The organism is Rhizorhabdus sp. (assembly GCF_018006725.1).
GTDB lineage: Bacteria > Pseudomonadota > Alphaproteobacteria > Sphingomonadales > Sphingomonadaceae > Rhizorhabdus.
Genome location: NZ_JAGMXV010000070.1, coordinates 1 through 21,623 on the forward strand (window position 1 = coordinate 1; position 21,623 = coordinate 21,623).

The 21,623-nt window shown below is 65.0% G+C and carries 23 protein-coding genes; 9 read left to right on the forward strand and 14 right to left on the reverse strand.

The genetic code is table 11. From position 1 onward, the window contains the following. Positions 1-273: PQQ-dependent sugar dehydrogenase (locus KAY22_RS11635; protein WP_296623526.1), on the forward strand; the 273-nt coding region annotated here is incomplete at its 5' end. Positions 274-454: 181 nt separating this feature from the next. Here KAY22_RS11635 and KAY22_RS11640 read toward each other — a convergent pair. Both KAY22_RS11640 and KAY22_RS11645 read right to left on the reverse strand, forming a co-directional pair. Beyond that, complete coding sequence (locus KAY22_RS11640) at positions 455-871, reverse strand: response regulator (protein ID WP_296623529.1); 417 nt, start codon at positions 869-871, stop codon at positions 455-457. A gap of 96 nt (positions 872-967) precedes the next feature. Beyond that, on the reverse strand, positions 968-1,909 hold the full coding sequence (locus KAY22_RS11645) for a DUF808 domain-containing protein (RefSeq protein ID WP_296623530.1): 942 nt from the start codon (positions 1,907-1,909) through the stop codon (positions 968-970). Between the two features lie 196 nt (positions 1,910-2,105). On the opposite strand from KAY22_RS11645, the gene KAY22_RS11650 reads away from it, so the two are divergent. Continuing rightward, positions 2,106-3,083 carry a potassium channel family protein gene (locus KAY22_RS11650; protein WP_296623532.1) on the forward strand — a complete coding sequence of 326 codons (978 nt, stop codon included), beginning with the start codon at positions 2,106-2,108 and terminating at the stop codon, positions 3,081-3,083. A gap of 9 nt (positions 3,084-3,092) precedes the next feature. Here the strand turns inward: KAY22_RS11650 and KAY22_RS11655 are convergent, their stop codons facing one another. The 5 genes from KAY22_RS11655 to KAY22_RS11675 all read right to left on the reverse strand — a co-directional run bounded on the left by KAY22_RS11655 (position 3,093) and on the right by KAY22_RS11675 (position 9,369). After that, positions 3,093-4,688 (reverse strand): NAD(P)/FAD-dependent oxidoreductase, encoded by a 1,596-nt coding sequence (locus KAY22_RS11655; RefSeq protein ID WP_296623534.1) that lies wholly within the window; start codon positions 4,686-4,688, stop codon positions 3,093-3,095. 56 nt (positions 4,689-4,744) lie between these two features. After that, positions 4,745-6,208 carry a CHAD domain-containing protein gene (locus tag KAY22_RS11660; RefSeq protein ID WP_296623536.1) on the reverse strand — a complete coding sequence of 488 codons (1,464 nt, stop codon included), beginning with the start codon at positions 6,206-6,208 and terminating at the stop codon, positions 4,745-4,747. Between the two features lie 67 nt (positions 6,209-6,275). Then, complete coding sequence (locus KAY22_RS11665; protein WP_296623538.1) at positions 6,276-7,244, reverse strand: DMT family transporter; 969 nt, start codon at positions 7,242-7,244, stop codon at positions 6,276-6,278. Between the two features lie 30 nt (positions 7,245-7,274). Further along, positions 7,275-8,537: a Xaa-Pro peptidase family protein gene (locus tag KAY22_RS11670; protein ID WP_296623540.1), complete on the reverse strand. Its 1,263-nt coding sequence runs from the start codon at positions 8,535-8,537 to the stop codon at positions 7,275-7,277. Positions 8,538-8,622: 85 nt separating this feature from the next. Continuing rightward, positions 8,623-9,369 (reverse strand): tryptophan 2,3-dioxygenase family protein, encoded by a 747-nt coding sequence (locus KAY22_RS11675; RefSeq protein WP_296623542.1) that lies wholly within the window; start codon positions 9,367-9,369, stop codon positions 8,623-8,625. A 159-nt stretch (positions 9,370-9,528) separates the two neighbouring features. Between KAY22_RS11675 and KAY22_RS11680 the strand changes: the two genes are divergently transcribed. From KAY22_RS11680 to KAY22_RS11695, 4 genes are read left to right on the forward strand one after another with little or no spacing between them, the layout of a single operon-like run. Beyond that, a complete protein-coding gene (locus tag KAY22_RS11680; RefSeq protein WP_296623545.1) occupies positions 9,529-9,996 on the forward strand; it encodes an Lrp/AsnC family transcriptional regulator in 468 nt (155 codons plus the stop codon). Next, complete coding sequence (pip, locus tag KAY22_RS11685; protein ID WP_296623547.1) at positions 9,993-10,955, forward strand: prolyl aminopeptidase; 963 nt, start codon at positions 9,993-9,995, stop codon at positions 10,953-10,955. The genes KAY22_RS11680 and pip overlap by 4 nt, the downstream gene beginning before the upstream one ends. An 8-nt stretch (positions 10,956-10,963) precedes the next feature. Then, on the forward strand, positions 10,964-12,370 hold the full coding sequence (locus KAY22_RS11690) for an amino acid permease (RefSeq protein ID WP_296623570.1): 1,407 nt from the start codon (positions 10,964-10,966) through the stop codon (positions 12,368-12,370). 27 nt (positions 12,371-12,397) lie between these two features. Beyond that, on the forward strand, positions 12,398-13,093 hold the full coding sequence (locus tag KAY22_RS11695) for a 2OG-Fe(II) oxygenase (protein WP_296623549.1): 696 nt from the start codon (positions 12,398-12,400) through the stop codon (positions 13,091-13,093). A gap of 24 nt (positions 13,094-13,117) precedes the next feature. On the opposite strand, the gene KAY22_RS11700 is transcribed toward KAY22_RS11695, so the two are convergent. Both KAY22_RS11700 and KAY22_RS11705 read right to left on the reverse strand, forming a co-directional pair. Next, on the reverse strand, positions 13,118-13,450 hold the full coding sequence (locus KAY22_RS11700) for a PilZ domain-containing protein (RefSeq protein ID WP_296623552.1): 333 nt from the start codon (positions 13,448-13,450) through the stop codon (positions 13,118-13,120). Between the two features lie 109 nt (positions 13,451-13,559). After that, positions 13,560-14,096 (reverse strand): PilZ domain-containing protein, encoded by a 537-nt coding sequence (locus tag KAY22_RS11705; RefSeq protein ID WP_296623553.1) that lies wholly within the window; start codon positions 14,094-14,096, stop codon positions 13,560-13,562. A 156-nt stretch (positions 14,097-14,252) separates the two neighbouring features. On the opposite strand from KAY22_RS11705, the gene KAY22_RS11710 reads away from it, so the two are divergent. Then, entirely contained in the window at positions 14,253-15,926 is a 1,674-nt protein-coding gene (locus KAY22_RS11710) for an MFS transporter (protein ID WP_296623555.1), read from the forward strand. A 6-nt stretch (positions 15,927-15,932) separates the two neighbouring features. Here KAY22_RS11710 and KAY22_RS11715 read toward each other — a convergent pair whose 3' ends face one another. Further along, a complete protein-coding gene (locus tag KAY22_RS11715) occupies positions 15,933-16,070 on the reverse strand; it encodes a hypothetical protein (RefSeq protein WP_296623556.1) in 138 nt (45 codons plus the stop codon). 190 nt (positions 16,071-16,260) lie between these two features. Between KAY22_RS11715 and KAY22_RS11720 the strand changes: the two genes are divergently transcribed. Beyond that, positions 16,261-16,455, forward strand: coding sequence for a hypothetical protein (locus KAY22_RS11720; RefSeq protein WP_296623558.1), 195 nt, complete (start codon positions 16,261-16,263; stop codon positions 16,453-16,455). Positions 16,456-16,614: 159 nt separating this feature from the next. Further along, positions 16,615-17,364: an SDR family NAD(P)-dependent oxidoreductase gene (locus tag KAY22_RS11725; protein WP_296623560.1), complete on the forward strand. Its 750-nt coding sequence runs from the start codon at positions 16,615-16,617 to the stop codon at positions 17,362-17,364. A 37-nt stretch (positions 17,365-17,401) separates the two neighbouring features. On the opposite strand, the gene KAY22_RS11730 is transcribed toward KAY22_RS11725, so the two are convergent. The 4 genes from KAY22_RS11730 to KAY22_RS11745 form a co-directional block, all read right to left on the reverse strand. Beyond that, positions 17,402-17,770, reverse strand: coding sequence for a hypothetical protein (locus KAY22_RS11730; RefSeq protein WP_296623562.1), 369 nt, complete (start codon positions 17,768-17,770; stop codon positions 17,402-17,404). Positions 17,771-17,802: 32 nt separating this feature from the next. Next, the gene (locus tag KAY22_RS11735) at positions 17,803-18,987 is read right to left on the reverse strand and encodes a class I SAM-dependent methyltransferase (protein ID WP_296623564.1); all 1,185 of its coding nucleotides are present in this window, start codon (positions 18,985-18,987) and stop codon (positions 17,803-17,805) included. Positions 18,988-19,111: 124 nt separating this feature from the next. Then, the gene (locus tag KAY22_RS11740) at positions 19,112-19,915 is read right to left on the reverse strand and encodes an alpha/beta fold hydrolase (RefSeq protein ID WP_296623566.1); all 804 of its coding nucleotides are present in this window, start codon (positions 19,913-19,915) and stop codon (positions 19,112-19,114) included. An 11-nt stretch (positions 19,916-19,926) separates the two neighbouring features. Further along, positions 19,927-21,525 (reverse strand): FAD-binding oxidoreductase, encoded by a 1,599-nt coding sequence (locus KAY22_RS11745; protein ID WP_296623568.1) that lies wholly within the window; start codon positions 21,523-21,525, stop codon positions 19,927-19,929. Between the last annotated feature and the right edge of the window lie 98 nt (positions 21,526-21,623).

Sequence of the window (21,623 nt, forward strand, 5' to 3'; positions counted from 1 at the left end):
CCCCGGGTCAGCTGGAACCCGGCGATCTCGCCCTCATCCATGATCGTCTATCGTGGGAAGATGTTTCCGTCCTGGCGTGGCAAGGCGCTGGTGACCGCTCTGTCGGGCAAGATGTTGCTGTTGGTCGACCTCGGCACCGACAGTTCGATGGAGGTTGCACGCTATTCGATGGGCGCTCGCATCCGCTCGGCGGCGGAAGCGCCGGACGGATCTGTCTATGTGCTGGAAGACGGCAAGGACGCAAAGCTGCTGCGCCTGACGCCCGCCGACTGACCGATCGGAAGTGGGGAGGTGACGCCCCGCCCTGGAGGACGGCGGGGCGGGGCACGCTCAAGCACAAGCCGCCCCCATATGTGCGGAATTATGCCCTGCCTTACGACATAGCAAATCGGACGCCCGATCGCGAGCGCCATCATGGGCTAGGGGCGGCGCCCGTCCGGACCGAGCGAATGCGCTATGCGCTGCCGGATCCGGGACGCGGCCCGGTAGCGCGGGACTCGATCAGCGCAGAGAGGGTCGCGATGAGGATCGCGGCGCGATAGGGCTTCTGGAGAAACAGCACGCCCGGGGTCGCCGATGCACATTCCTCCTGCCTGTGGCCCGAGGTCACCAGAATGGGAAGATCGGGGTGGTCCTGGCGGACATGTGCCGCGAGCTGTTGCCCATCCATCGCGCCAGGCATTCTGACATCGGTAAAGACGGCGTCGATTTCACGGCTCTCGAGCAGGCGCAAGGCCTGTTCGGCATCCTCCGCCTCGACGGCGGCATAGCCTGCCTCTTCGATCGCCTCCACCGCAAGAAGGCGAACGATCACTTCGTCTTCGACGACGAGTATGACGGGTCGGCGGCCGGAGGCCGTCGGGGTACGCATGGTTCGCAACACACTCTTCCACAACAGATGGAAGCCTGTGGATAAACCATTACGCTAGGGAAATCGACTCAGTGTCTCTGCGGAGGCATTCCTGTTTCAGGACCGGCCGTGAGCCTTGCGCATTCCGCCGATCGCGTGGACGACACCCGCCAGGATCGCGCCGACAGCGAAGCCAACCACTCCCGAACCCACTGCGGTGACGATCCATTGCAGGGCGCCGCCGATAGCTGGCATTATGGCTCCCGCCGCTTCTGCAGCATGGTGGATGAAGTGAGCGGGCGCAGTGATCCCGAAACTTTCCATCCCATGCACGAGGATGCCGCCCCCCACCCAGATCATCGCCGCGGTACCGATGACGGACAGGGCCCGCATGATCACCGGCATGCCCCGAACCAGCGCGCATCCGATGGTCCGGGTGCTCGCCGACTTGGCGAGGTGCAGGCCGATGTCGTCCATCTTTACGATCAGCGCGACGACGCCATAGACGCCCACCGTTATCGCGATCCCGACGGCAGCGAGGACGGCGGCCATGGTGGTCATCGGGAGCGAGGCGACCTCGGCAAGTGCGATCGCCATGATCTCTGCCGAAAGGATGAGGTCGGTCCGGATCGCGCCAGAAACCTGCTGCTTCTCCAGCGTTTCCGCATCGACCGTCATGAGGCGATCTTCGTCCTCATGACCACCCATGACGGCTTCGATCACCTTCTCCGCGCCTTCGAAACAGAGATAGGCACCGCCGAGCATCAGCAGCGGCGTCACGGCCCAGGGCGCAAAACGGCTGAGGAGGAGGGCCACCGGCAGCAGGATGAGCATCTTGTTGCGCAGGGATCCCAGGGCGATCTTGCCGATGATCGGCAGTTCGCGGCTGGGCGAAAGACCGGTGACGTAGCGCGGCGTGACGGCGGCATCGTCGACCACCACTCCGACGGCCTTCGTTCCGGCTTTCCCGGCGGCTGCCCCGACATCGTCGAGCGATGCCGCCGCGAGTTTGGTCAGTCCCGCAATGTCGTCCAGCAGCGCAACCAAGCCCGAGGCCATGTCCGTCCCTTCACTATGCCTTCTGCAGACATCCATAGAGTCTATCGAGAGGCGCGCCAGCCCTCTGATCGCTCCATCGCACAGGATGGAATGTCCAGCGCCTTTGCCTCGCGTCGGGAAACGCACTAGACGCGGAAAGGTGCAGCGGCCCTCGCGACATTCCCGGCAGGCGACAACGCTTCGACGCAGGTCGACGATGCCCGTCTGGCTGTCGCTGCTGTTGCGCGTTTTCATCGCCTTTCTGCTCGTGGCAATCGCTTTGGCGGGGCACTGGTTCGACCGGGATGGCCTGCGCGACAATGTCGATGGAGCGATCAGCTTTGCCGACGTTCTCTACTTCACGATGATCACGATCACGACGGTGGGCTATGGCGACATCGTCCCCGTCACCGAACAGGCCCGGTTGTTCGACACCTTCGTCGTGACGCCGATCCGCCTTTTCGTCTGGTTGATCTTTCTGGGAACGGCCTATGAATTCCTGTTCAAGCAAGTCTGGGAAAGGTGGCGGATGAACCTGATTCAGCGGGGGCTGCACGATCATGTCGTCGTCGCCGGTCATGGGACCAGTGGGGCGGAGGCAGTGTGCGAACTGATCCGGCGGGGCACCGATCCTGCATCGATCGTCGTGATCGACCAGAACGGCGCCAGCCTGCGCGCGGCTGAAGCCAGGGGCGTCAATGTGCTGGACGGCGATGCGACGCGCAACGCGACGCTCGAGGCGGTGCACGTCGAGCGGGCGCGGTCGATCATCGTGTCGGCCGGGCGCGACGATACGTCGATCCTGATCGTGCTGACCGCGCGCCGCCTGGCGCCAGACGTGCCGATCAGCGTCGTCATCCGATCCGAGGACAATGAAGCGCTTGCCCGCCAGGCCGGCGCGGAGACGGTCATCAACCCCGCCAGCTTTGCAGGGCTGTTGCTGGCGGGGTCGACCCATGGCCCGCACATCGCGGATTATATGGCAGACCTGGCAAATGCCGATGGGCGGGTCACGTTGCGGGAACGCCCGGTCGAGGCGGCCGAAGTCGGGCGGGCTCTTTCCGAAATTCGCACCGGCCTGGGCCTGCGGGTCTATCGCGGCGAGCGGGCCTTCGGTTTCTGGGAGCCCGAAAGCGCCCAGCTTCGCGAGGGCGATCAGATCGTCGAGGTCGTTCCCCACCTCGCCCCGCGCTGACGTCGAGCTTCAGGCGATGGCGAGCGCCACCGCTTCGGCAACCTTGATGCCGTCCACGGCGGCGGACAGAATCCCGCCCGCATAGCCCGCGCCTTCACCGGCCGGGAAAAGCCCCGCAACGTTAAGGCTCTGAAAATCCTTGCCGCGCGTAATCCGGATCGGACTGGAGGTGCGCGTCTCGACCCCGGTCATGATCGCGTCCGGATGATCGTAGCGGGCGATCTGACGGCCGAAGACCGGCAGCGCCTCCCGAAAGGCGTCGATCACGAAATCGGGCAGGCAGGTCGACAGGTCGGTCAGCTTCACGCCCGGCTTATAGGAAGGGATGACCTCGCCGAACTCGGTCGACGGCCGTTGTGCCAGAAGGTCGCCGACCTTCTGGCCGGGTGCATCATAGTTCGAGCCACCGGCGACGAAGGCCATCTCCTCGAGCCGACGCTGCAAGGCGATCCCTGCCAGCGGGTGGCCGGGATAGTCGCGCTCGGGCGAAATGCCGACGACAAGGCCGGAATTGGCGTTGAACTCCTTGCGCGAATATTGGCTCATTCCGTTGGTCACGACGCGGCCCACCTCCGAGGTGGCGGCGACCACGCGACCACCAGGGCACATGCAGAAGCTGTAGACGGTGCGACCATTGGCGCAGTGGTGAGAAAGCGCATAAGCGGCGGCGCCGAGATCGGGATGGCCGGCGCAGGTGCCGAAGCGTGCGCGGTCTATCCAGCTTTGCGGATGTTCGATGCGGACGCCGATCGAGAAGGGCTTGGCTTCGACATAGACGCCGCGGTCGTAGAGCGCCTGGAAGGTATCGCGCGCGCTGTGGCCGACGGCGAGGACGACATGGCGCGTTTCGATATACTCGCCGCCGTCGAGGTGCAGGCCGCGCAGCTGCCCGTCGGCGATCTCGAAGTCGACGACGCGCTCGCCGAAACGATATTCGCCGCCGAGATCCTCGATGGTCGCGCGCATATTCTCGACCATCGAGACGAGGCGGAAGGTGCCGATATGGGGATGCGCCTCGGTCAGGATCTCCTCGGGGGCGCCAGCTTTTACGAACTCGGTCAGGACCTTGCGGCCGAGGTGGCGCGGGTCCTTGATCTGGCTGTAGAGCTTGCCGTCCGAAAAGGTACCGGCGCCGCCTTCGCCGAACTGGACGTTCGATTCCGGCACCAGCACGCTCCGTCGCCACAGGCCCCAAGTGTCCTTGGTCCGCTCACGGACGATCTTGCCGCGTTCCAGGATGATCGGGCGGTAACCCATCTGGGCGAGGATCAGCCCGGCGAACAGGCCGCAGGGTCCAGCGCCGATGACGACAGGGCGCGGTGCGCCCCGCGAGGCGGTGCGGACGGGGCGATAATCGGTGTCCGGCGTCGGGCGGACATGGTTGTCGCCGGCAAAACGGGCGAGGATCGCCGCTTCGTCGGCCAGCGTCACATCGACCGAATAGACCATCTGGATGGCCGACTTGCGGCGCGCATCATTGGCACGGCGGGCCAGGGTCCAGTCGAGCAGTTCGTGGGGCGCGATGCCGAGCCGCTGGAGGATCGCGGCGGGAAGAGCCTCGGCGGGATGGTCGAGCGGCAGCTTGATTTCGGAGATGCGGAGCATGGAGCGCCTTTACGCGGCCCCGAAGGCGGCGGCAACGGCGGAGGGGAAAGCTGCCGTCAGTCGGCGGCGCGCCAAAAGCGTTTCGTGTCGAGCAGACGGGCTATCGCCTTGCGCGCTTTGGACAGCTTCTTGCGGCGCCAGTCCGGGCTCCTGACGACGTCGGTCCAGGCGATGTCCCACCGTTCGGCAAGCGCCTTTGCATCGCTTTCGTCGTTCAGTGCACCCAGCAGATCCTGAATGTCCTCCAGCGCAGCGAGCATGTCTTCCATCCGGGTGCGGGCCTTGCGTCCGGGATAGAGCGCGACGAAGAACTCGCTCGCATAACGCAGTTTCTTGCCGTCCTTGCGGAGCCTGTGGAGATCTTCGGGGGCAAGCTTTGCAAGGCCCTTGCTGTGACGCTTGATCCGTCGCCGCAGCTTGTCGAGCCGTTCGGCGGCGAAAAGCGCGATCGCTTCGGACGTGGAGCCGGCTGCATCGGTGCGCCAATCGCCGACGGTCAGCCATTCGACCAGCCGCAGGGGCAGAAGCCGCGCGCGCCTATCGTCGAGAACGGAGCGGAGGCTTGCCGCGGCGTCTGCCCGGAGCGCGGTCAGGCGGATGCGATCACCTTCGTCGAGCCGGGGCAGTAGCACGTCGATCTGGCGCAGATCGCTCCACTGTGCCGTGAGCCAGCGCAAATCGTCCGCCAGTTGTGTGCCCGTCGCATCGCTTCGCAGCAGGGGGGAGAATATCCAGAAGGCGCTGCGCAGGCGGCGCAGGGCAATGCGCGCCTGATGAACATGATCGACGCCTCCCTGCGCGAGAAAGCGGCTCTCGTTGAGCCGGTAGATACGCAGGCAGGACGCGGCGATGGTCGCGAAGGCATCGTTGGGGGCCATGTCACGCGACAGCCGGATGGGCTCCGCGCGAATGGCGCCTTCGAGTTTGTGGTCGATCAGCCGGAAGCCGCGATCGGATTTCGATTCGACGCCCAGGCGAACGTTGCACCGCTCGGCGAGCCTCCGGGCCAGGGTTAAAAGCGCAGCGGGCTCGCCTTCGACCAGTTCAAGTTCGATCTCGCAGAGCGGGAGCCTCCGTTCGCCCGACAGGACCGTGCCGTGGTCGGCTGCGATCTCGATCCGTGCGTCGTCGACATCGCATCGGGCAATCTGGCGTGTGACGTCGGTCGTGAACAGCGGGCGGATGCGGTCCAACACGTCGGGACCGAACAGGCTGATCAGCGGGCCGGCATCTTCGGTCAGCGAGAGCCGTTCGTCGTTCAGCGGCTTTTCCCATTCGCCGCGCGCGAACAGGCCGGTCGATGGTCCCGACGCCGCCTTTACGGTCTGGACGAAGCGGCCGTCCTCCGAACGGACGCGCAGGACGAAGCCTTCGCCAGCCAGGCGGCGCTCGGCGGTGTCGAAATAGGTCGCGCGCAGCTGTCGGCGGGTCCAGCCGTCCGCAGCCATGATCGTGCCGTCGTCGACCAGCAACCCGAGGTCCGACGTCTCGCATTCGAGTTTCAGTTCGACCTCGATCATGCGCTTATCTCTTCATGTTGCCCGAAGCTACCAGTCGCGCCCTTCCTTGTCATCGCATTGCGACAGATCAAAGCGGCGGGTGTGCCGTTTCGAGCGGGTCGACCTCCTTGGGGCTCCTCGGGCGATGGGCCGCGAGGCAGGCGACAACGCCCAGCACCAGCAGGACGAAGGCGGCGGCCTCGGGGAGGGTGGGCAGCCGGCTTTCCCACAGGCAGGCGTAGAGGATCGCGAACAGCGTTTCGAACAGGATCATCTGTCCCACCAGCGTCAACGGCAGGAGGCGGCTCATGCGGTTCCACAGCGCATTGCCGATGATCGAGGCGAAGAGGGCGATGGCAGCGGAGACGAGCGCGAGGCGTGCCCAGGCGTCGGCGCTGTGCGACGTGTTCTCGAGCAGTGGCAGCAGCGGCGTGGCGAGCAGCGCGATCCCGCCGGTGGCGACGCCGGTCAGCAGCGACCAGTCATGCTCGCTGATATTCTCCAGCCGGTTCAGCCAGCGGGCATTGCCGACAGCGAAGCAGGTCCAGGACAGCAAGGTACCGACTGCGGCGAGCAGGCCCAGCCAGCGGGTAGCGCCAACCTCGCCGGCGGCCGGGAGCATCGCTTCCCAGCCGATACAGGCGGCGCCCGCCACGCAGAGCAACAGCGAGGGCGCGAGGCGCGTCAGCGGGACCGCGCCCTTGTCGCGGCTGCCGACGATGGTGATCGTCACCGGCAGAAATCCGACGACCAGCGAACTGAGCGCGATACCAGCCAGCTGCACCGCGGAGGCGAGCAGAATATAATAGACGATGTTCCCTGCGAGCGAGAGCCACAGCAGGCCTAGCCACTCCTGGCGACCCAGATGGGGGCGCAGTCGTTTCCAGCGTGGCGCGATCAGGAGCAGGGCGATCGCTCCGTAGAACAGGTAGCGCGCGACCGACTGGTGGAAGGGGCCGAAGTCGCCGCAGATCTCCGGCGCGACGAAGACGAGGCCCCACAGAGCGCCCGCCGCCACGCCATAGAGCGTGCCTGCCAAGGTGGAGCCGGAGATCAACGCCTGTGCCTGTCGCGCCTTGGATCGGGATCAGGCGAAAGGCTGGTCGATCGACGCGGGCGGCTTCGAGAACCAGCGGGGGCCGTCCGCCGTCATGTAGAAACAGTCCTCGATGCGGACTCCGAAGGCGCCGGGGATGTAGATGCCCGGTTCGTTCGAGAAGCACATGCCAGGCGCGAGCGGCGTGGTCTCGCCATGGACGAGGTTGACCGGCTCGTGCACGTCCATGCCGATGCCATGGCCGGTGCGGTGCGAGGTGCCTGGGAGCTTGTAGCCGGGGCCGTAGCCAAGGCTTTCATAATGACGCCGCACGGCATCGTCGACCGAACCGGCGGGCGCGCCGACCCGCGCGGCCTGCATTGCGATCTCCTGGCCGCTGCGCACCTGATCGAACAGCAGGCGCTGCCGCTTGTCGGCGGGGCGACCGAAGACCATCGTGCGCGATATGTCGGCCTGATAGCCGTGAATGCCGAGCCCGGCGTCGAACAGGATGATCTCGCCGTCGGCGACGCGGCGGGGGGTGGCCGATCCATGCGGGTAGGCGCTGGACTCGCCGATCAGCACGAGGCCCTCGTCGGCGGTCGCGCCGAGCGCGCGCACCGTCGCAAGCAGCATGGCGCGCAAATCCTGCTGGCTCATGCCGCGTTCGATGCGGGGCGCAATGTGACGATAGGCGGCGACCTGCACGTCTGCGGCCAGCTGCATCAGGGCGAGTTCGGTCGGCGACTTGATCATGCGACAGCCGCGCACGACCGGATTGGCGGAAACGATCTGCACGTCGGGCGATGCCTGCCGCAGGCCGTTGACGGCGAAGAAGCGCACAGTCTCCTCGACGCCGATGGTCGCCTTGTCGAGCTTTCGCTCGCGCAGGAAACCGGCGATGAGGGCGCTCGGGCTCTCATCCTCCTGCCAAACGCGCACGTCCGCCGGCACGGCCAGGCTCTCGCGGATCGAGGGTTCCTCGAAGGCGGGGGTGACGACGAGGATGTCGCCTTCGACCGGGATCACCGCAGCCGTGAGCCTCTCGCTCCGCCACCAGTCGATCCCGGTGAAATAGAGCAGGGATGAGCCCGCCTCCACGAGGATCGCGCCGATGCCCTGCGCCTGCATGAGCCGCTGCGCCTTGGCGAGGCGGGCGCGATGCTCCTCCGGCTGGATCGGCCGGGCATTGGCGGTCATCGGCGTCAGGCCCTGCGCAACGTCTTTCGCCCAGGCGGGAAGGGGGGCCATTGCCGACAGGGCGAGCAGGCCCGATCCGAACAGGAATTGGCGACGATTGGCGCGCTGCTGCATGCTTACCCCCTTGAAAACACGGCAGTGATAGCGAGGCAGGGCGCGCAAGGCGAGGGGGTGGGTGCGAACCTGCTACGAGAGCGTGTCAGGAGGCTTCGCCATGGCCAATGCTGTCCCGGACGCGGCCATATTGACCGCCCCAGTCGTCGGTCATGGCGACCCGCACGTCCCACAGCTCGGGAAAGAAGCGGTGCTTCGCGCCGGCCTGCAACAGGTCGACCGAGCGGCCCTTGAGCGACGCCGCGCCCATGCCGATCGAGCGGTGGATCAGGAAGAGGTGGTGCCAGCGGAATTTGCCGAACAGCTCGTCGAACTCGATCAGCGCTTCCGCCACCGCATAGGCCGCGTCGTGGCGATAATCCTCGTCATAGATCGAGCGGACCGTGCGGCCCTCGGCGACCAGATAGCGTTGCTCGAAGCTGCGCCACAGCTCGGGCACCATCTTGAGCAGAATGCGGAAGCCAGGCGATTCCTGACCGCTGCCATTGCCCAGTTGCAGCCGAATTTCCTGATATTCCTTCGGGGACATTGTCTCGAGAAGATCGAGCTGGTCGGTCATCATCCGGATGATCCGGTGGCAGCGGCCGAGGAGCGTGACGACGCGATGCGTCTCCCCCGCCTTCAAATAGTCGTCCACGTCGAGCAGCGTATAGGCCATGAGCTTCATCCACAGCTCCTCGACCTGGTGGACGACCTGAAACTGGAGTTCGTCGCGGTTGCAGAGTTCGTCGAAAGGCTTCTGGCAAGCGAGCAGCGAACCGGTTTTCAGATAGAGCTCATAGTCCAGAGCTTCGGGCGCCTGCATCAGCCCATAATATTTCTCACGATCCATCGCGTCGTCCCTCCTGCCGGTGTCGCAGTGTAGCAGCAGAGATAAGGGACATTGTCCGCATAATGCCCTGCTTCTGGGCAGATGGTAGAACGATGGTGCTTCCATCGCGCCAGTCGGCGGCCTATCGTCCTAAGCTGCTCACGATTCGGGGGAGGGGTAGTGGCACTGGATCAGGTCGATCACCGGCTGATGGCCGCGCTCGAAGGCGATGCGCGCCTGTCCTTCGCGAGCCTCGGCGAGATGGTGGGCTTGTCGAAGACGCCCTGCTGGAAGCGCGTTCAGGCGCTGGAACAGGCGGGTGCGATCAGGGGCTATCATGCGGCGCTCGACGCCGATGCGCTGGGACTGGGGACGGCGGCATTCGTCCGGATCAGCGTGCGCTTCGACAAACATGCCGAGTTCGAAAAGGCGGTGCAGGCGCATCCGATGATCCTGTCCTGCCATGCGACGGTCGGCGATACCGACTATCTGGCACATATCCTGGCACGCGACATGACCGACCTCGATGAGTTCCTGCGGGCCCAATTGTGGCGGCTTCCGGGAGTGGAGCGGTTCACGACGACCATCGCAATGCGCGAGATCAAGGCGGCCGGTTCGCTGGCGGCCAATGCGGCGAGGAAGAAATGAGCGAATTGCGCGGTCTCTATCCGTCGGTCGAACCTTATGAGAGCGGCCACCTCGATGTCGGCGACGGGCACAGCCTTTATTATGAGCGCGTCGGTACGCCGGGCGCGAAGCCGGCGGTGTTTCTGCATGGCGGCCCCGGCGGGGGCTGTTCGCCCGATCATCGGCGGCTGTTCGATCCCGAGCGCTATGACGTGCTGTTGTTCGACCAACGCGGATGCGGGCGCTCCAGGCCGCATGCGAGCCTGGATGCCAACACGACCTGGCACCTGGTCGACGACATCGAGCGCTTGCGGACATTGGTCGGCGTCGATCGCTGGATGGTGTTCGGCGGCAGCTGGGGCTCGACCCTCGCGCTGGCCTATGCGCAGAAGTTTCGGGAGCGGGTCAGCGAGCTGATCCTGCGCGGCATCTATACGGCGACCCCCGAGGAGATACGCTGGTATTATCAGTTCGGCGTGTCGCAGATGTTTCCCGACAAATGGGAGGGTTTCCTTGCGCCTATCCCGGAGCAGGAACGCGGCGATATGGTCGCAGCCTATAATCGGAGGCTGACAGGCGCCGATCCGGTCGAGCAGTTGAGGGCGGCGCGGGCATGGAGCCTGTGGGAGGGGCAGACCATCACCCTGCTGCCCAGTCCCGCGCTGGACGCGCAGCATGGCGAGGATCATTTCGCGATCGCCTTTGCGCGGATCGAAAATCATTATTTTCACAATGATTGCTGGCTGGAGCCCGGCCAGTTGCTGCGCGATGCGGGACGGCTGCGCGGTATACCGGGCCTGATCGTCCACGGCCGCTACGACATGCCCTGTCCGGCGCGCTACGCCTGGGCCCTGCACAAGATCTGGACCGATGCGGAGTTCCACCTGATCGAGGGAGCCGGGCATGCCTATTCGGAACCGGGCATTTTGGACAAGCTGATCCGGGCGACCGATCGCTTCGTACATGAGGAGAGGGAATGAGCGGTTTCATGCGGCGCAAGCCGATCGGCGGAGAAACACATAGGGCGGATCGCCTGCCGCCGACCTTGTCCTGGCCGCATCTCGTCGCGCTGGGCGTCGGCGCGATCGTAGGCACGGGCATACTCACGCTGATCGGCGTCGGCGCCGATCGGGCGGGCCCATCGGTGCTGCTGTCCTTCGGCATCGCGGGCGCGGTGTGCGCCTGCGCCGCTCTTGCCTATGCCGAGCTGGCGGCAATGCTTCCGGCGTCGGGCAGTGCTTATAGCTACAGCTATTCGGCCCTGGGCGAGATATTCGCCTGGGTGGTCGGGTGGAGCCTGATCCTCGAATATTCGCTGGTCGTGTCGACCGTGGCGGTCGGCTGGTCGGGCTATGCGTCTCCGCTGCTCGGTGGGCTGGGCTTCCCGATGGCATTGACGCAGGGACCGGAGATGGGCGGGATCATCAACCTGCCGGCGATCTTCATCATCGCGGTCGTCACCGGGCTGCTGCTGCTCGGCACGCATGAGAGCGCGCGGGTCAACACGATCCTGGTGATCGTGAAGATCGCGACGCTGTCGCTGTTCGTGGCAGTCGCGCTGCCCCAGTTCGATTCCGCCAATCTGAGCCCCTTCATGCCTTATGGCTTCGGGGCTTCGCCAGGTCCCGACGGCATCCAGCGCGGCGTCATGGCGGCCGCAGCGATCATCTTCTTCGCCTTTTACGGCTTCGATGCGATTTCGACCGCCGCCGAGGAAACCAAGCGGCCCGAGCGCGATCTCGCCATCGGCATCGTCGGGTCGATGCTGGTCTGCACCCTGATCTATGTGTTAGTCGCCGCCGCTGCGATCGGTGCGATCCCGTTCAAGGGTTTCGCCGACAGCCCCGAGCCGCTGGCCCTGATCCTGCGCGAACTCGGTCGTCCCGGTGTCGCGAAGATCGTCGCGACGGCGGCCGTGATCGCGCTGCCGACCGTATTGCTTGCTTTCCTCTATGGGCAGAGCCGCATCTTTCTGGCCATGGCGCGCGACGGGTTCCTGCCGACGTCGCTGGCGAAGATATCGAGCCGCGGAACACCAGCGCGGATCACGACGGCGACGGCGATCCTGGTCGCGATTCTGGCCGGGCTGCTGCCGATCGGCGAGATCGCGGCGCTCGCCAATGCGGGGACGCTCATCGCCTTCATGGCCGTCGGCGCCTGCCTGATCGTACTGCGCCGCCGCCGCCCGGACCTGAAGCGCCCATTCCGCACGCCAGCGGGCCAGCTGGTCGGACTGGGCGCGGTGCTGGGCTGCCTCTATCTGTTCATCAGCCTGCCGCTGCAGACCTTGCTGTGGTGCCTCGCCTGGAATGCGATCGGGGTGCTGATCTATATCGGCTATGCCCGGCGTCACAGCGTGTTGGGGCAGAGCGAGCAAGAAGCAGGAGGCGCCTGACCGGGCCGGTCTGCCAGTGATGACCGCATGGATGATGTGAATGGTCAGGACTGGCAGGCCCATGGCAGGGCGTTGGAGGAGCGCGGGTGGGCCAGACTGCCTGGCCTGCTGGATCCTGCGCATTGCGGCGTCCTGGCAACAGCCTATGATGATTCGGAGGCTTTCCGGTCGACGGTCGTCATGCAGCGGCATGGCTTCGGTAGCGGGGCCTACCGATATTTCGGCTACCCGCTCCCGACGGATATCGCCGACTTGCGGTCCGCGCTTTATCGCCGGTTGGTGCCTGTCGCCAATCGCTGGGCGGCGATCGAGGGGCGGGCAGCCTATCCTGAGGCTCACCGCGACTATCTCGACCATTGTCACAGGCTGGGCCAGGCTCGGCCGACGCCGCTTCTCCTGCGTTACGGGGCGGGCGACTATAACCGCCTTCACCAGGACATATATGGAGCGGAGTTTTTCCCGATGCAGGTGGCGATCCTGCTGTCGCGCCCCGGCGAGGATTTTACGGGCGGGCAGTTCGTCCTGACCGAGCAGCGTCCGCGGATGCAGTCGCGCGTCGACGTGATCGATCTACGGCAGGGCGATGCGGTCGTCTTCGCTGTTTCGCGTCGTCCTGTTCAAGGAAGCCGGGGCCATTACGGTGCGGTCATGCGGCACGGCGTATCGACGATCGAAGGCGGTACCCGCTTCTGTCTGGGCATCATCTTTCACGACGCCAGCTGAGGCGGGCCAGCTGAGGTCGATGGGTCAGGCCGACGCCAGAGCCCGGCGGCCTTCCGTCAGCAAGATGTCGAGCCGGGCCGATGGAAGGCCGGAGTCGAACGCCAGACCGAAGCGGCTGCCCTTCACCCAGGCGGTGCGGCCGAGGAGTTCATTGCCCTTGCATACGACCCAGACAATTTCGCCGGGATCGGGCGGGTCATCGGCGTGCACCAGAGCACCCTTGCGCGACAGGTCGAGGATGTGGATCGGCATGGGCCTGCCATTGGCCAGCAGAGTTGCCTTCAGATAGACCCTGGTGCGGGCATCCTGTCGCGCTTCGGGCCGTCCTCGGAACCCCAGAGCTGTGGCTAGAGACATGGTACGCATTCCTTACGCGCCGCCTGGATCGATGGCGGCATGAAAGGGCGTAGCGAAGCGCCGGTAGCAGGGCGTTAGTGTATCTGGTGAATGCCGCGCTAACGCTTTTTCAACTTATCGCCAGCAGTGCGAAAAGGATCAGAGCCAGGATCACCAGTCCCACGACCGGTATCCACGGCCTTTTTCGTCCGGCGTAGGGCCCCTCCGACAGGTCGAGGCTCGCAGGATCCGGCGATTCGATCGAGGCCGGTTGCGGATCATCGGCGTGGACGATGTCGGCGATCGCCGAGGCCAGAGCGGGACATTCGGCGGCCAGCCGATCGCTGCTGACGGCCGCCATGCCCAGTTCCTCGATGCTGAGCGGGTTGATGAAACGGCATCCCGCCCGATTGTCTGCGATCCAGACGACCTCGGCCTCGCGCCATCCCACAAGGGGAACCTCCAGGATGATCTGCGCACCGGGAACGAGGTCCCCGGCGTTCGATGCCATGAGGCCTTCCTGTGAGATGTCGGTGAGCGTCACCCCCTCGATGCGGTCCCCATCGGCCGAAGCGCCGTCGAGGGTCAGGCGCATCCGCGCATGCTGCTGGATGGCGATGCGGCGTTTCTGGCGGCGCTCGGCCGGGTCAGCGTCGAGGCGGTTCATAGGGCTCCCTGAATCGATTACGCATGCGCATCAGCCCCCGATGTCGCGGCGCAATATTAGGTTGAGCGCGGTTTTCCGCCGAGCCGGGGGTTTCCCCTAGGCGAGGGACCGGACGGACTATTGGCAGTCAGCCCCTCCTGCGGCATGGCTATGTCCATGAGTTCCGCTACCCCCGCAGACGTCGAGACGCCATCGCCTGCCTCCTCGCCGCTACGGATACCGATCTTCCGTGCGATCTGGATATCCTCCATGGCGTCGAACTTCGGCGGATTGATACAGTCGGTCGGTGCGGCGTGGATGATGACGTCGCTGTCGGGATCGGCGAAGATGATCGCCCTGGTCCAGACATCGACGGTGCTGCCCTTCATGCTCCTCTCGCTGCTGGCTGGCGCGGTTGCGGACAATCTCGACCGGCGCAAGGTGATGCTGGCCGCGCAGGGCGCGATGCTGGCGCTGTCGGCTCTGCTCGCGGTCTTTGCCTGGCAGGGCTGGCTCGATCCATGGCTGCTGCTGGCCTTTACCTTCCTGATCGGGTGCGGGACGGCGATGGCCGGGCCCGCCTGGCAGGCGACAGTCGGCGACATCGTGCCCCGACCATTGCTGCCCAAGGCCGTGGCGCTCAATTCGACCGCCTTCAATCTGGCGCGAACGGCCGGGCCGGCACTGGGAGGCGCGATCGTCGCAGCGGCGGGCGCCGCAGCAACATTCCTGATCAACAGCCTATCCTATATCGGCCTGATCGTCGTCCTGTTGCGCTGGCGCCGCCCGGTAACCGAACGGGTTCTGCCCCCGGAAGGCCTTTGGGTGGCGATGGGGGCAGGGCTTCGCTACGTCGCCATGTCGCCGAATCTGCGCGTGGTGGTGATGCGCGCCACGTTGTTCGGATTGTCGGCCAATGCGGTATCGGCACTGATGCCGTTGATCGCCCGCGATCTCGTCGAGGGCGGGGCGCTCACCTTCGGATCGCTGCTCGGGGCCTTCGGCGTCGGGGCGGTCTTCGGCGGGCTGGGATCGGGCTATCTGCGCAGCCATGCCTCGACCGAGACCATTGCGCGGATCGCTTCGGTGGGCCTTGCCATCGGCACAGCCATCACGGCGGTGAGTGGGCTGCTGCCGATTACCTTCGCGGCGTTGATGTTGAGCGGGGCTAGCTGGGTCCTGGCGTTGTCGACCTTCAACATCTCGGTCCAACTCGCCTCGCCGCGGTGGGTCGTGGCGCGGGCATTGTCGGTCTATCAGATGATGGCATTCGGCGGCATGGCGGTCGGTGCGTGGTTGCTGGGGATGCTGGCGGAGCAGCACGGCGTCGCGCTCAGCCTGCTCGTCGCCGCAGCAGGGCAGGGTGTCGTGCTCCTCTTCGGTGTCCTGTCACCGCTGCCCCAAGTGGAGAATGTCAATCTCGACCCGCTGAGCCAGTGGCGCGAGCCCGAGGTCGCGCTACCGATCGAGCCGCGCAGCGGTCCCGTCGTTGTGACGATCGAATATCGCATCGCCGACGGACATATCGCGCCTTTTCTGGCGGCGATGACCGAGAGGCGACGGATCAGGCGGCGTGACGGGGCGCGGGGCTGGTCGCTGCTGCGCGACCTCAACGAACCGCAGCTGTGGGTCGAGCGCTACCATGTCGCGACCTGGTACGACTATGTCCGGCACAACCAGCGGCGGACCCAGGCCGATGCCGAGAACAGCGCGCTGTTGGGCGGGTTGCAGCAGGAAGGTGTTCCGATCCGGGTACACCGGATGATCGAGCGTCAGACTGGATCGCTCCCGCATGCGCGGCGCCATGAACCTGTCACGATGGACGCGCGGATGAACGATCCCGCCGGCTGAGGCCGGTCAGCTTTTCGAGCGCAAAAGAGCCGCTTCGCGTTCGTACATCTCCAATATTTTCAAATGGAGTTGTCGCGCAGTCTCGCTCTGAGCTTGTTCAGCTGCAAGACGAGCGCGCTCGATACGCTGCGTATAATGCGTCATCTTGGAATCGTTTATTTCTATCATCGCCCTGGAACCGCTGGAGGTCCTTCGACAGTCCCAATAACAGTATTGGCAAGCGATGGTGGTAAACAAAGGTAAACTCGCGACTTTAGTCACATGCCATTCAGATTGGTTGGTGTAAGCATTGGACATCAGGGCGTTTTAGGCAACAGCAAGCAGAGATTCCAAAGTGCCCCACGGCAACATCCACCAGTTCCGTCGCGAAGCGGAAAAAGCCCGCGTTCTGGCGAACAACGCCTTTACCGAGGGCGAACGGCTTCATCTTCAGGATGTCGCCTCAAGCCTGGAGCGTGAAGCCATGCTGATCGAACTGGAAACCCGGCGGCAACCCGTGCAGCGGCAGATTGGTGAGCGCCGAGCCTGAGGCGCCCGCGTTGCGCCTTGGCCCCAAGCGTGTGAAACGGTATCCAAAATCGCGCTCGAGCGGATCGAAAATATCCAAATTCGGTGAATGGCGCTGTTTTCCGTGTACAGAGTTCAAGTCATCTCTTAGCTTTCCCTCGATTGGATGAGGGAGCGTCGTATGAAATTGGACGGTCAGGCGGTTCTTGTAACGGGCGCCCAGCAAGGGATCGGGCGCTCAGTGGCGATCGCATTCGCCCAGGCCGGCGCCGATGTAGCGATCAACTATCTGGACGATCTGCCTGCCGCCGAAGATGTCGCTTCCGTCGTGCGGTCGGCGGGTCGGCAGGCGGCGCTGATCCAGGGTGACGTTGCCGACAGTTCCAACCACGGCGCAATCGTGGCCGCTGCCGTCGAAGGACTGGGACGGCTCGATCATCTGGTCAACAATGCCGGTATCTATCCGCGGGCATCCTTGCTCGACATGGAGCCCGACCTCTGGGACCGGACGCTCGATACCAATCTCAAGGCAAGCTGCTTCATGGCGCAGGCCTTTGCGCGCTACATGATCGACGCCGGGCGCTCGGGCTCGATCGTCAACATGGCATCGCTGGCCGCGCAGGGTTGGCCCAATTCTTCTGCCTATACGAGTTCGAAGGGTGGCATCATCGCACTGACCCGGACGCTGGCGATGGAACTGGCCGACCATAAGGTTCGGGTGAATTGCATCTCGCCGGGCGTGATCGATACGGCACAGCCGCGCGGGGGCTATAACGAGGAGCAGCTGGCCGAATTGGTCAAGGGGACGCTGGCGAAGCGTATGGGCAGTGCCGAAGAGGTCGCGAGCGTCGCGCTGTTCCTGGCGAGCGATGCGGCGAGCTTCGTCAACGGCCAGAATATTCACGTCAACGGCGGCGTGTTCATGGCCTGAAGGAGGCGGGGCGGCCACGGTCACCCCGTCCCAAAAGTCAGGCGGCTTCGGACGTCACCAGTTCCACTGCAGCATCATAGCTTTCGGCCAGCTTGCCGGCCTCGAGCGCGAGTTCCTCGCGCTCCTGGTGGACGATCCGCAGGACGTTGGCGAGGAAGGTCTGCCGCCAGGCATCGCGCTCCTCGCGAACTTCCAGATCGGGGATGTAAGAGGCGATGTCGGCGCGCGTTACCGTGCCGCCCTTCTCCATCAGCCGCTGAATCGTGTCGAGTTGGTCGTGCAGAACCGCGACCTCTCCGGCGAGCGCCATGGTGATGGCGAGGACCTTGTCGATCGCAGGATCCTGAAAATATTGCGGACGTTCGCCCTTGGCCTTTTTTCGCAGTTCGATGGTGGTGTCGGTCATCTGATGCTCCGTAAACGCTGGGATGGCGAGAGTCAGGCGGCCTTCCGGACGCCCCAGACCCACCAGGCCCCGCCGCCGCCGAAATCACCGCCCTGGAAGACGCGCGTGCGGCGGGCTTCCTCGGCCTCGAAGGCGCTCGGCTGATAGGCTTCGAAGGCGAGCGCCGGATCGAAGCCGGTTTCGGCGGCGACCTCGGCTGCCTTCAACTCGTGGCTGGCGCCCCAATAGGGCTCGTTGTTGTTGCGCGTATCCCAGTCGAGCATGAAGGCGTCGTAGAGCGGAAGATCCCGATAGGGCGGGGTTTCCGCATGGACGACCAGGCCGCCCGGCGCGAGCAGGCGATTCGCCTCGCGCATGATGCGCCGGATCGCGACATGGCTGGTCTCGTGGACCAGAATGTGGCTGACGATCAGGTCGAAATGGCCGTCGGGGAAGTCGGTCGCCTCCGCATTCTGCTGGCTGAAGTGAACCGTCTTGCCGAGGGTGCGGGCGCGGGCATGGGCATAGCGGACCATCGGCGCGCCGACGTCGATTCCGTAAACCTCCGCCTCGGGGAAGGCGTCGCAATAGGGCAGGGTCGAGTGGCCGACCGAGCAGCCCATGTCGAGGATGCGGCGCGGACGGAAATCGGGATGGTTGGCCTTGATCCAGGCGATGGTGGTGTCGCCGATGTCCGAGTTGAACGGCCCCATCCGACCCATGGCATAGAGATACACCGCCCGATCATAGGTCGCGCCATTGGCGACATCGTCGGTGGTGAATTCCGAATGATAGCCGCCGGGCATGCAATGGATGTCGACGGCCTTGTGATAGCGGGGCGTTTCCAGATCGGGATCGAGCCGCAGCGTGCCGCCGGTTTCGGGCAGGTCCGACTTGCAGGCGTCGATCAGATCGGGCAGCTGCCGCTCGACGGAAAGCTGGACGGACTTCCACATCATTTCCTGGCTGTTGCGCTGCAGGGCGCTCCAGAAATTGAAGTAAGGCTCGTCAGCCATGGCCTTGCGTACATCGTGGATCGTCTCCGGCTGGCGCTTGGCCGACCGTTCGAAACGCGGCTTGGCCCGGGCCTCGAAGGCGTCCTTGTTACCGGGCGACACCTGGCTCGCGAGATGGAATTTCAGGCTCTTCACGAACTCCTGCCGCGCGAACTCGTCAGCGCTTGCTTCGGGCAGCATCGCGTGGGGGTACTGCGTCTTCAGGTCGATGTCTTCGGTCATGGCAGGGCCTCCGCAGGGGGTGACATGGTGGAAAAAGGGCGACTCGCTTTCCCCGATTTTGCATGCAAAATACTGGGCATTTCCGCGAGATGGTCAAGCATGGGCTGAGATTGGCAGAAGTTTGTCACGGTTCGCAGGCTGAAAAGAAACCGTTGAGCTCTCGTGCTACATTGTCCGTGTCGAGGTCGGGCTCGAAATTGGCGCCTTCCAGCGCCATGACCCGTGCGTCGGGCCGCAGCGACATCGCCCGGTCGAGATAGGGGGCGAGCACGTCGGTCGGCGCGGCACCGATCATGACCGGACAGGCCAGCGCCACATAAGCGGCGGTGAAGTCATAGTCCCACACCGCTCGGTAGGACTGGACCCGGCCCCACCAGGCGCGCAGTTGATCGGCCATTTCGCGGTGAATCAGCAGCGGATCGGCATGTGCGCCGAGGTTGCGCAGATATTCCCAGTTATCGAGCAGATAGGCGCCGCTGACACCCGGTTTGAAGGGCGTTCCGAAGTGGCGGGAGAATTCGACGCGCTCTTCGGCAGTGAGCGGCACCGGGCCGATCAGGCTGATGCTGGCGACGCGATCGGGGGCAAGACTGGCCAGTTCGACCGCGATGCAGGCCCCGGTGTGGTGCCCGGCGAGATGGAGGCGGTCGATGCCCAGCGCGTCGAGCGCTTCCAGGAACCAGCGGGCATAATCCCCGATCGCGGGTGAGGCATCCTGCGGCGGATCGAAGGACCCTCCGAAGCCCGGCGTATCGAGGGCGTAAAGCCCGCGCGAGCCGGCCAGCGCACGCATGACCTTGTGCCACATCTTGCCCGAGCTGGCGGTCTGGTGAAGGAACACTGCGGGCGTCGCGGAGCCTTCGATATGGGAAAGGTGGATCTGCCCGGCCGAGCAGTCGACATAGGCTTTGCGGATGATGTCGGTCATGGCGGTCCCCTTCACAGGCCAAGGCAGCCGGGGTTCATGATGTTGTCCGGATCGATCGCGGCCTTGATCCGGCCGGCGAGGCGGGCAAGGCCCGGGTCCTCCATCATCGGTTCATAGGGATAATATTTGGCGATCTGCAGATGCAGGCCGCCGAGCCGGTCGAACAGGTCGCGCAGCTCGTCGCGCAGCTGGAGCGCGACCGCTCGGCGGGCTTCGTTCGGCGGGATATCCTTCCACTTGTCGGCGAATTCGGGCTCGATCAGCGAGAGGCGGAAGGGTCCGAGTTCGTCATGCCAGTAGAAGCTGGGCTCGATCACGAATTCCGGGCCGGAGAAGCAGGTCAGATAGCTCGTCTTGATGCCCCATTGCTCCATCAGCGGGGCGCGCTCGGCCAGGAACGCCTCGGTGGCGCGGGCCGCATCGACGGCGCGGGACAGCGGGAAATAGCCGTGGACGGGGATCCATATCTCGCCCTCCGACCCGAGCAGGACGGTGCGGACGCTGCCGAAAGGCGCGTTGCGAAACACGGTCGGGATGGTGTTGGCCATCTCGGTGCCGCCTTCTTCGGCGCAGATCTCGGCGGCCAGGTCGGTATGTTCGGCAGCGACGCCCTCGGTCAGTCCGTCCAGGGTCATGTGGAGCGAATAGGGTACGTCGCGCAGGATGCGCTTGCCGCCGAGCGCTACGCGCGCGGCCTGCTTGAGGCCCTTGAGCCCGCCCTTGCGCGCGATCTTGCCGACGAGCGACAGGCCCTCCTCGAAGGTGATGCCCTGCTTCTCGAAGCCGGCGTTGTAATAGGGGTCGAAGCCGTAGCATTCGGAGGCGATGCCGAGCCGGGCGATGCGGACCTGGGCCGACAGCATCGCGTCCAGCGTGCCGAAGCGGTAGGACAGGAAGCCGGTGTGGCGCGGGGCGGGGACGAGCCGCAGCGCCGCAACCGCCTTGACCCCCATCGCGCCATTGTCGGCGGTGAAGATGCCGGTGATGTCCGGGCCGAAATGGCGCCAGAAGGGGTTGGAATGGCGGTGCGCCCAGGAGCCGGTCGTGACGACCGATCCATCGGCGAGCACGACCTTGAGACCGAGCACGCTTTCGGCGGCGGTCCCGCCGACCCCTGATCCATGGAACAGGCTGTTCTGCGAAAGCGCCCCGCCGACCGTGGCATAGGCACCCGACAGCGGGCCCCAATAAGGCGTGCTGAGGCCGAGCGGAGCCAGCGCTTCGTGCAGTTTCTTCCAGGTGCAGCCGGCCTGGACCAGCACATACATGTCGTCGGCGTTGATCTCGACGATCTCGTCCATGCCGCGCATGTCGACGAGGATCGAGCGATCGCGCGCGGGAACATAGCCCCCGGTGTAGGACATGCCGCCGCCGCGCGGGACGATGGGGCAGCCGGCCTCGGCCGCGCGGGCCACACAGGCCGCAAGCTGTTCGAGCGAACGAGGGCGGACCACGCACATCGTCGTTTCGCCCGGTCGCCAGCTGAGATCGGTCGAGAAGAAGCGGCGATCGGCATCGCCGACCAGCAGGTCATCCTGTCCTAGCAGCTGCCGAAGCGCGTCCAGCAACTGTGTGTCCCTGCTGTCGATCCGTTCGACGACGTCGTCCATTTCTGCACCCTCCCAGATGAGTCGACAAAAGTGTATGCAAAATTTGGCGATCAAACAAGCGGTCATGCTTGGCGGGACGAAAGCGTTGGGATAAGGGC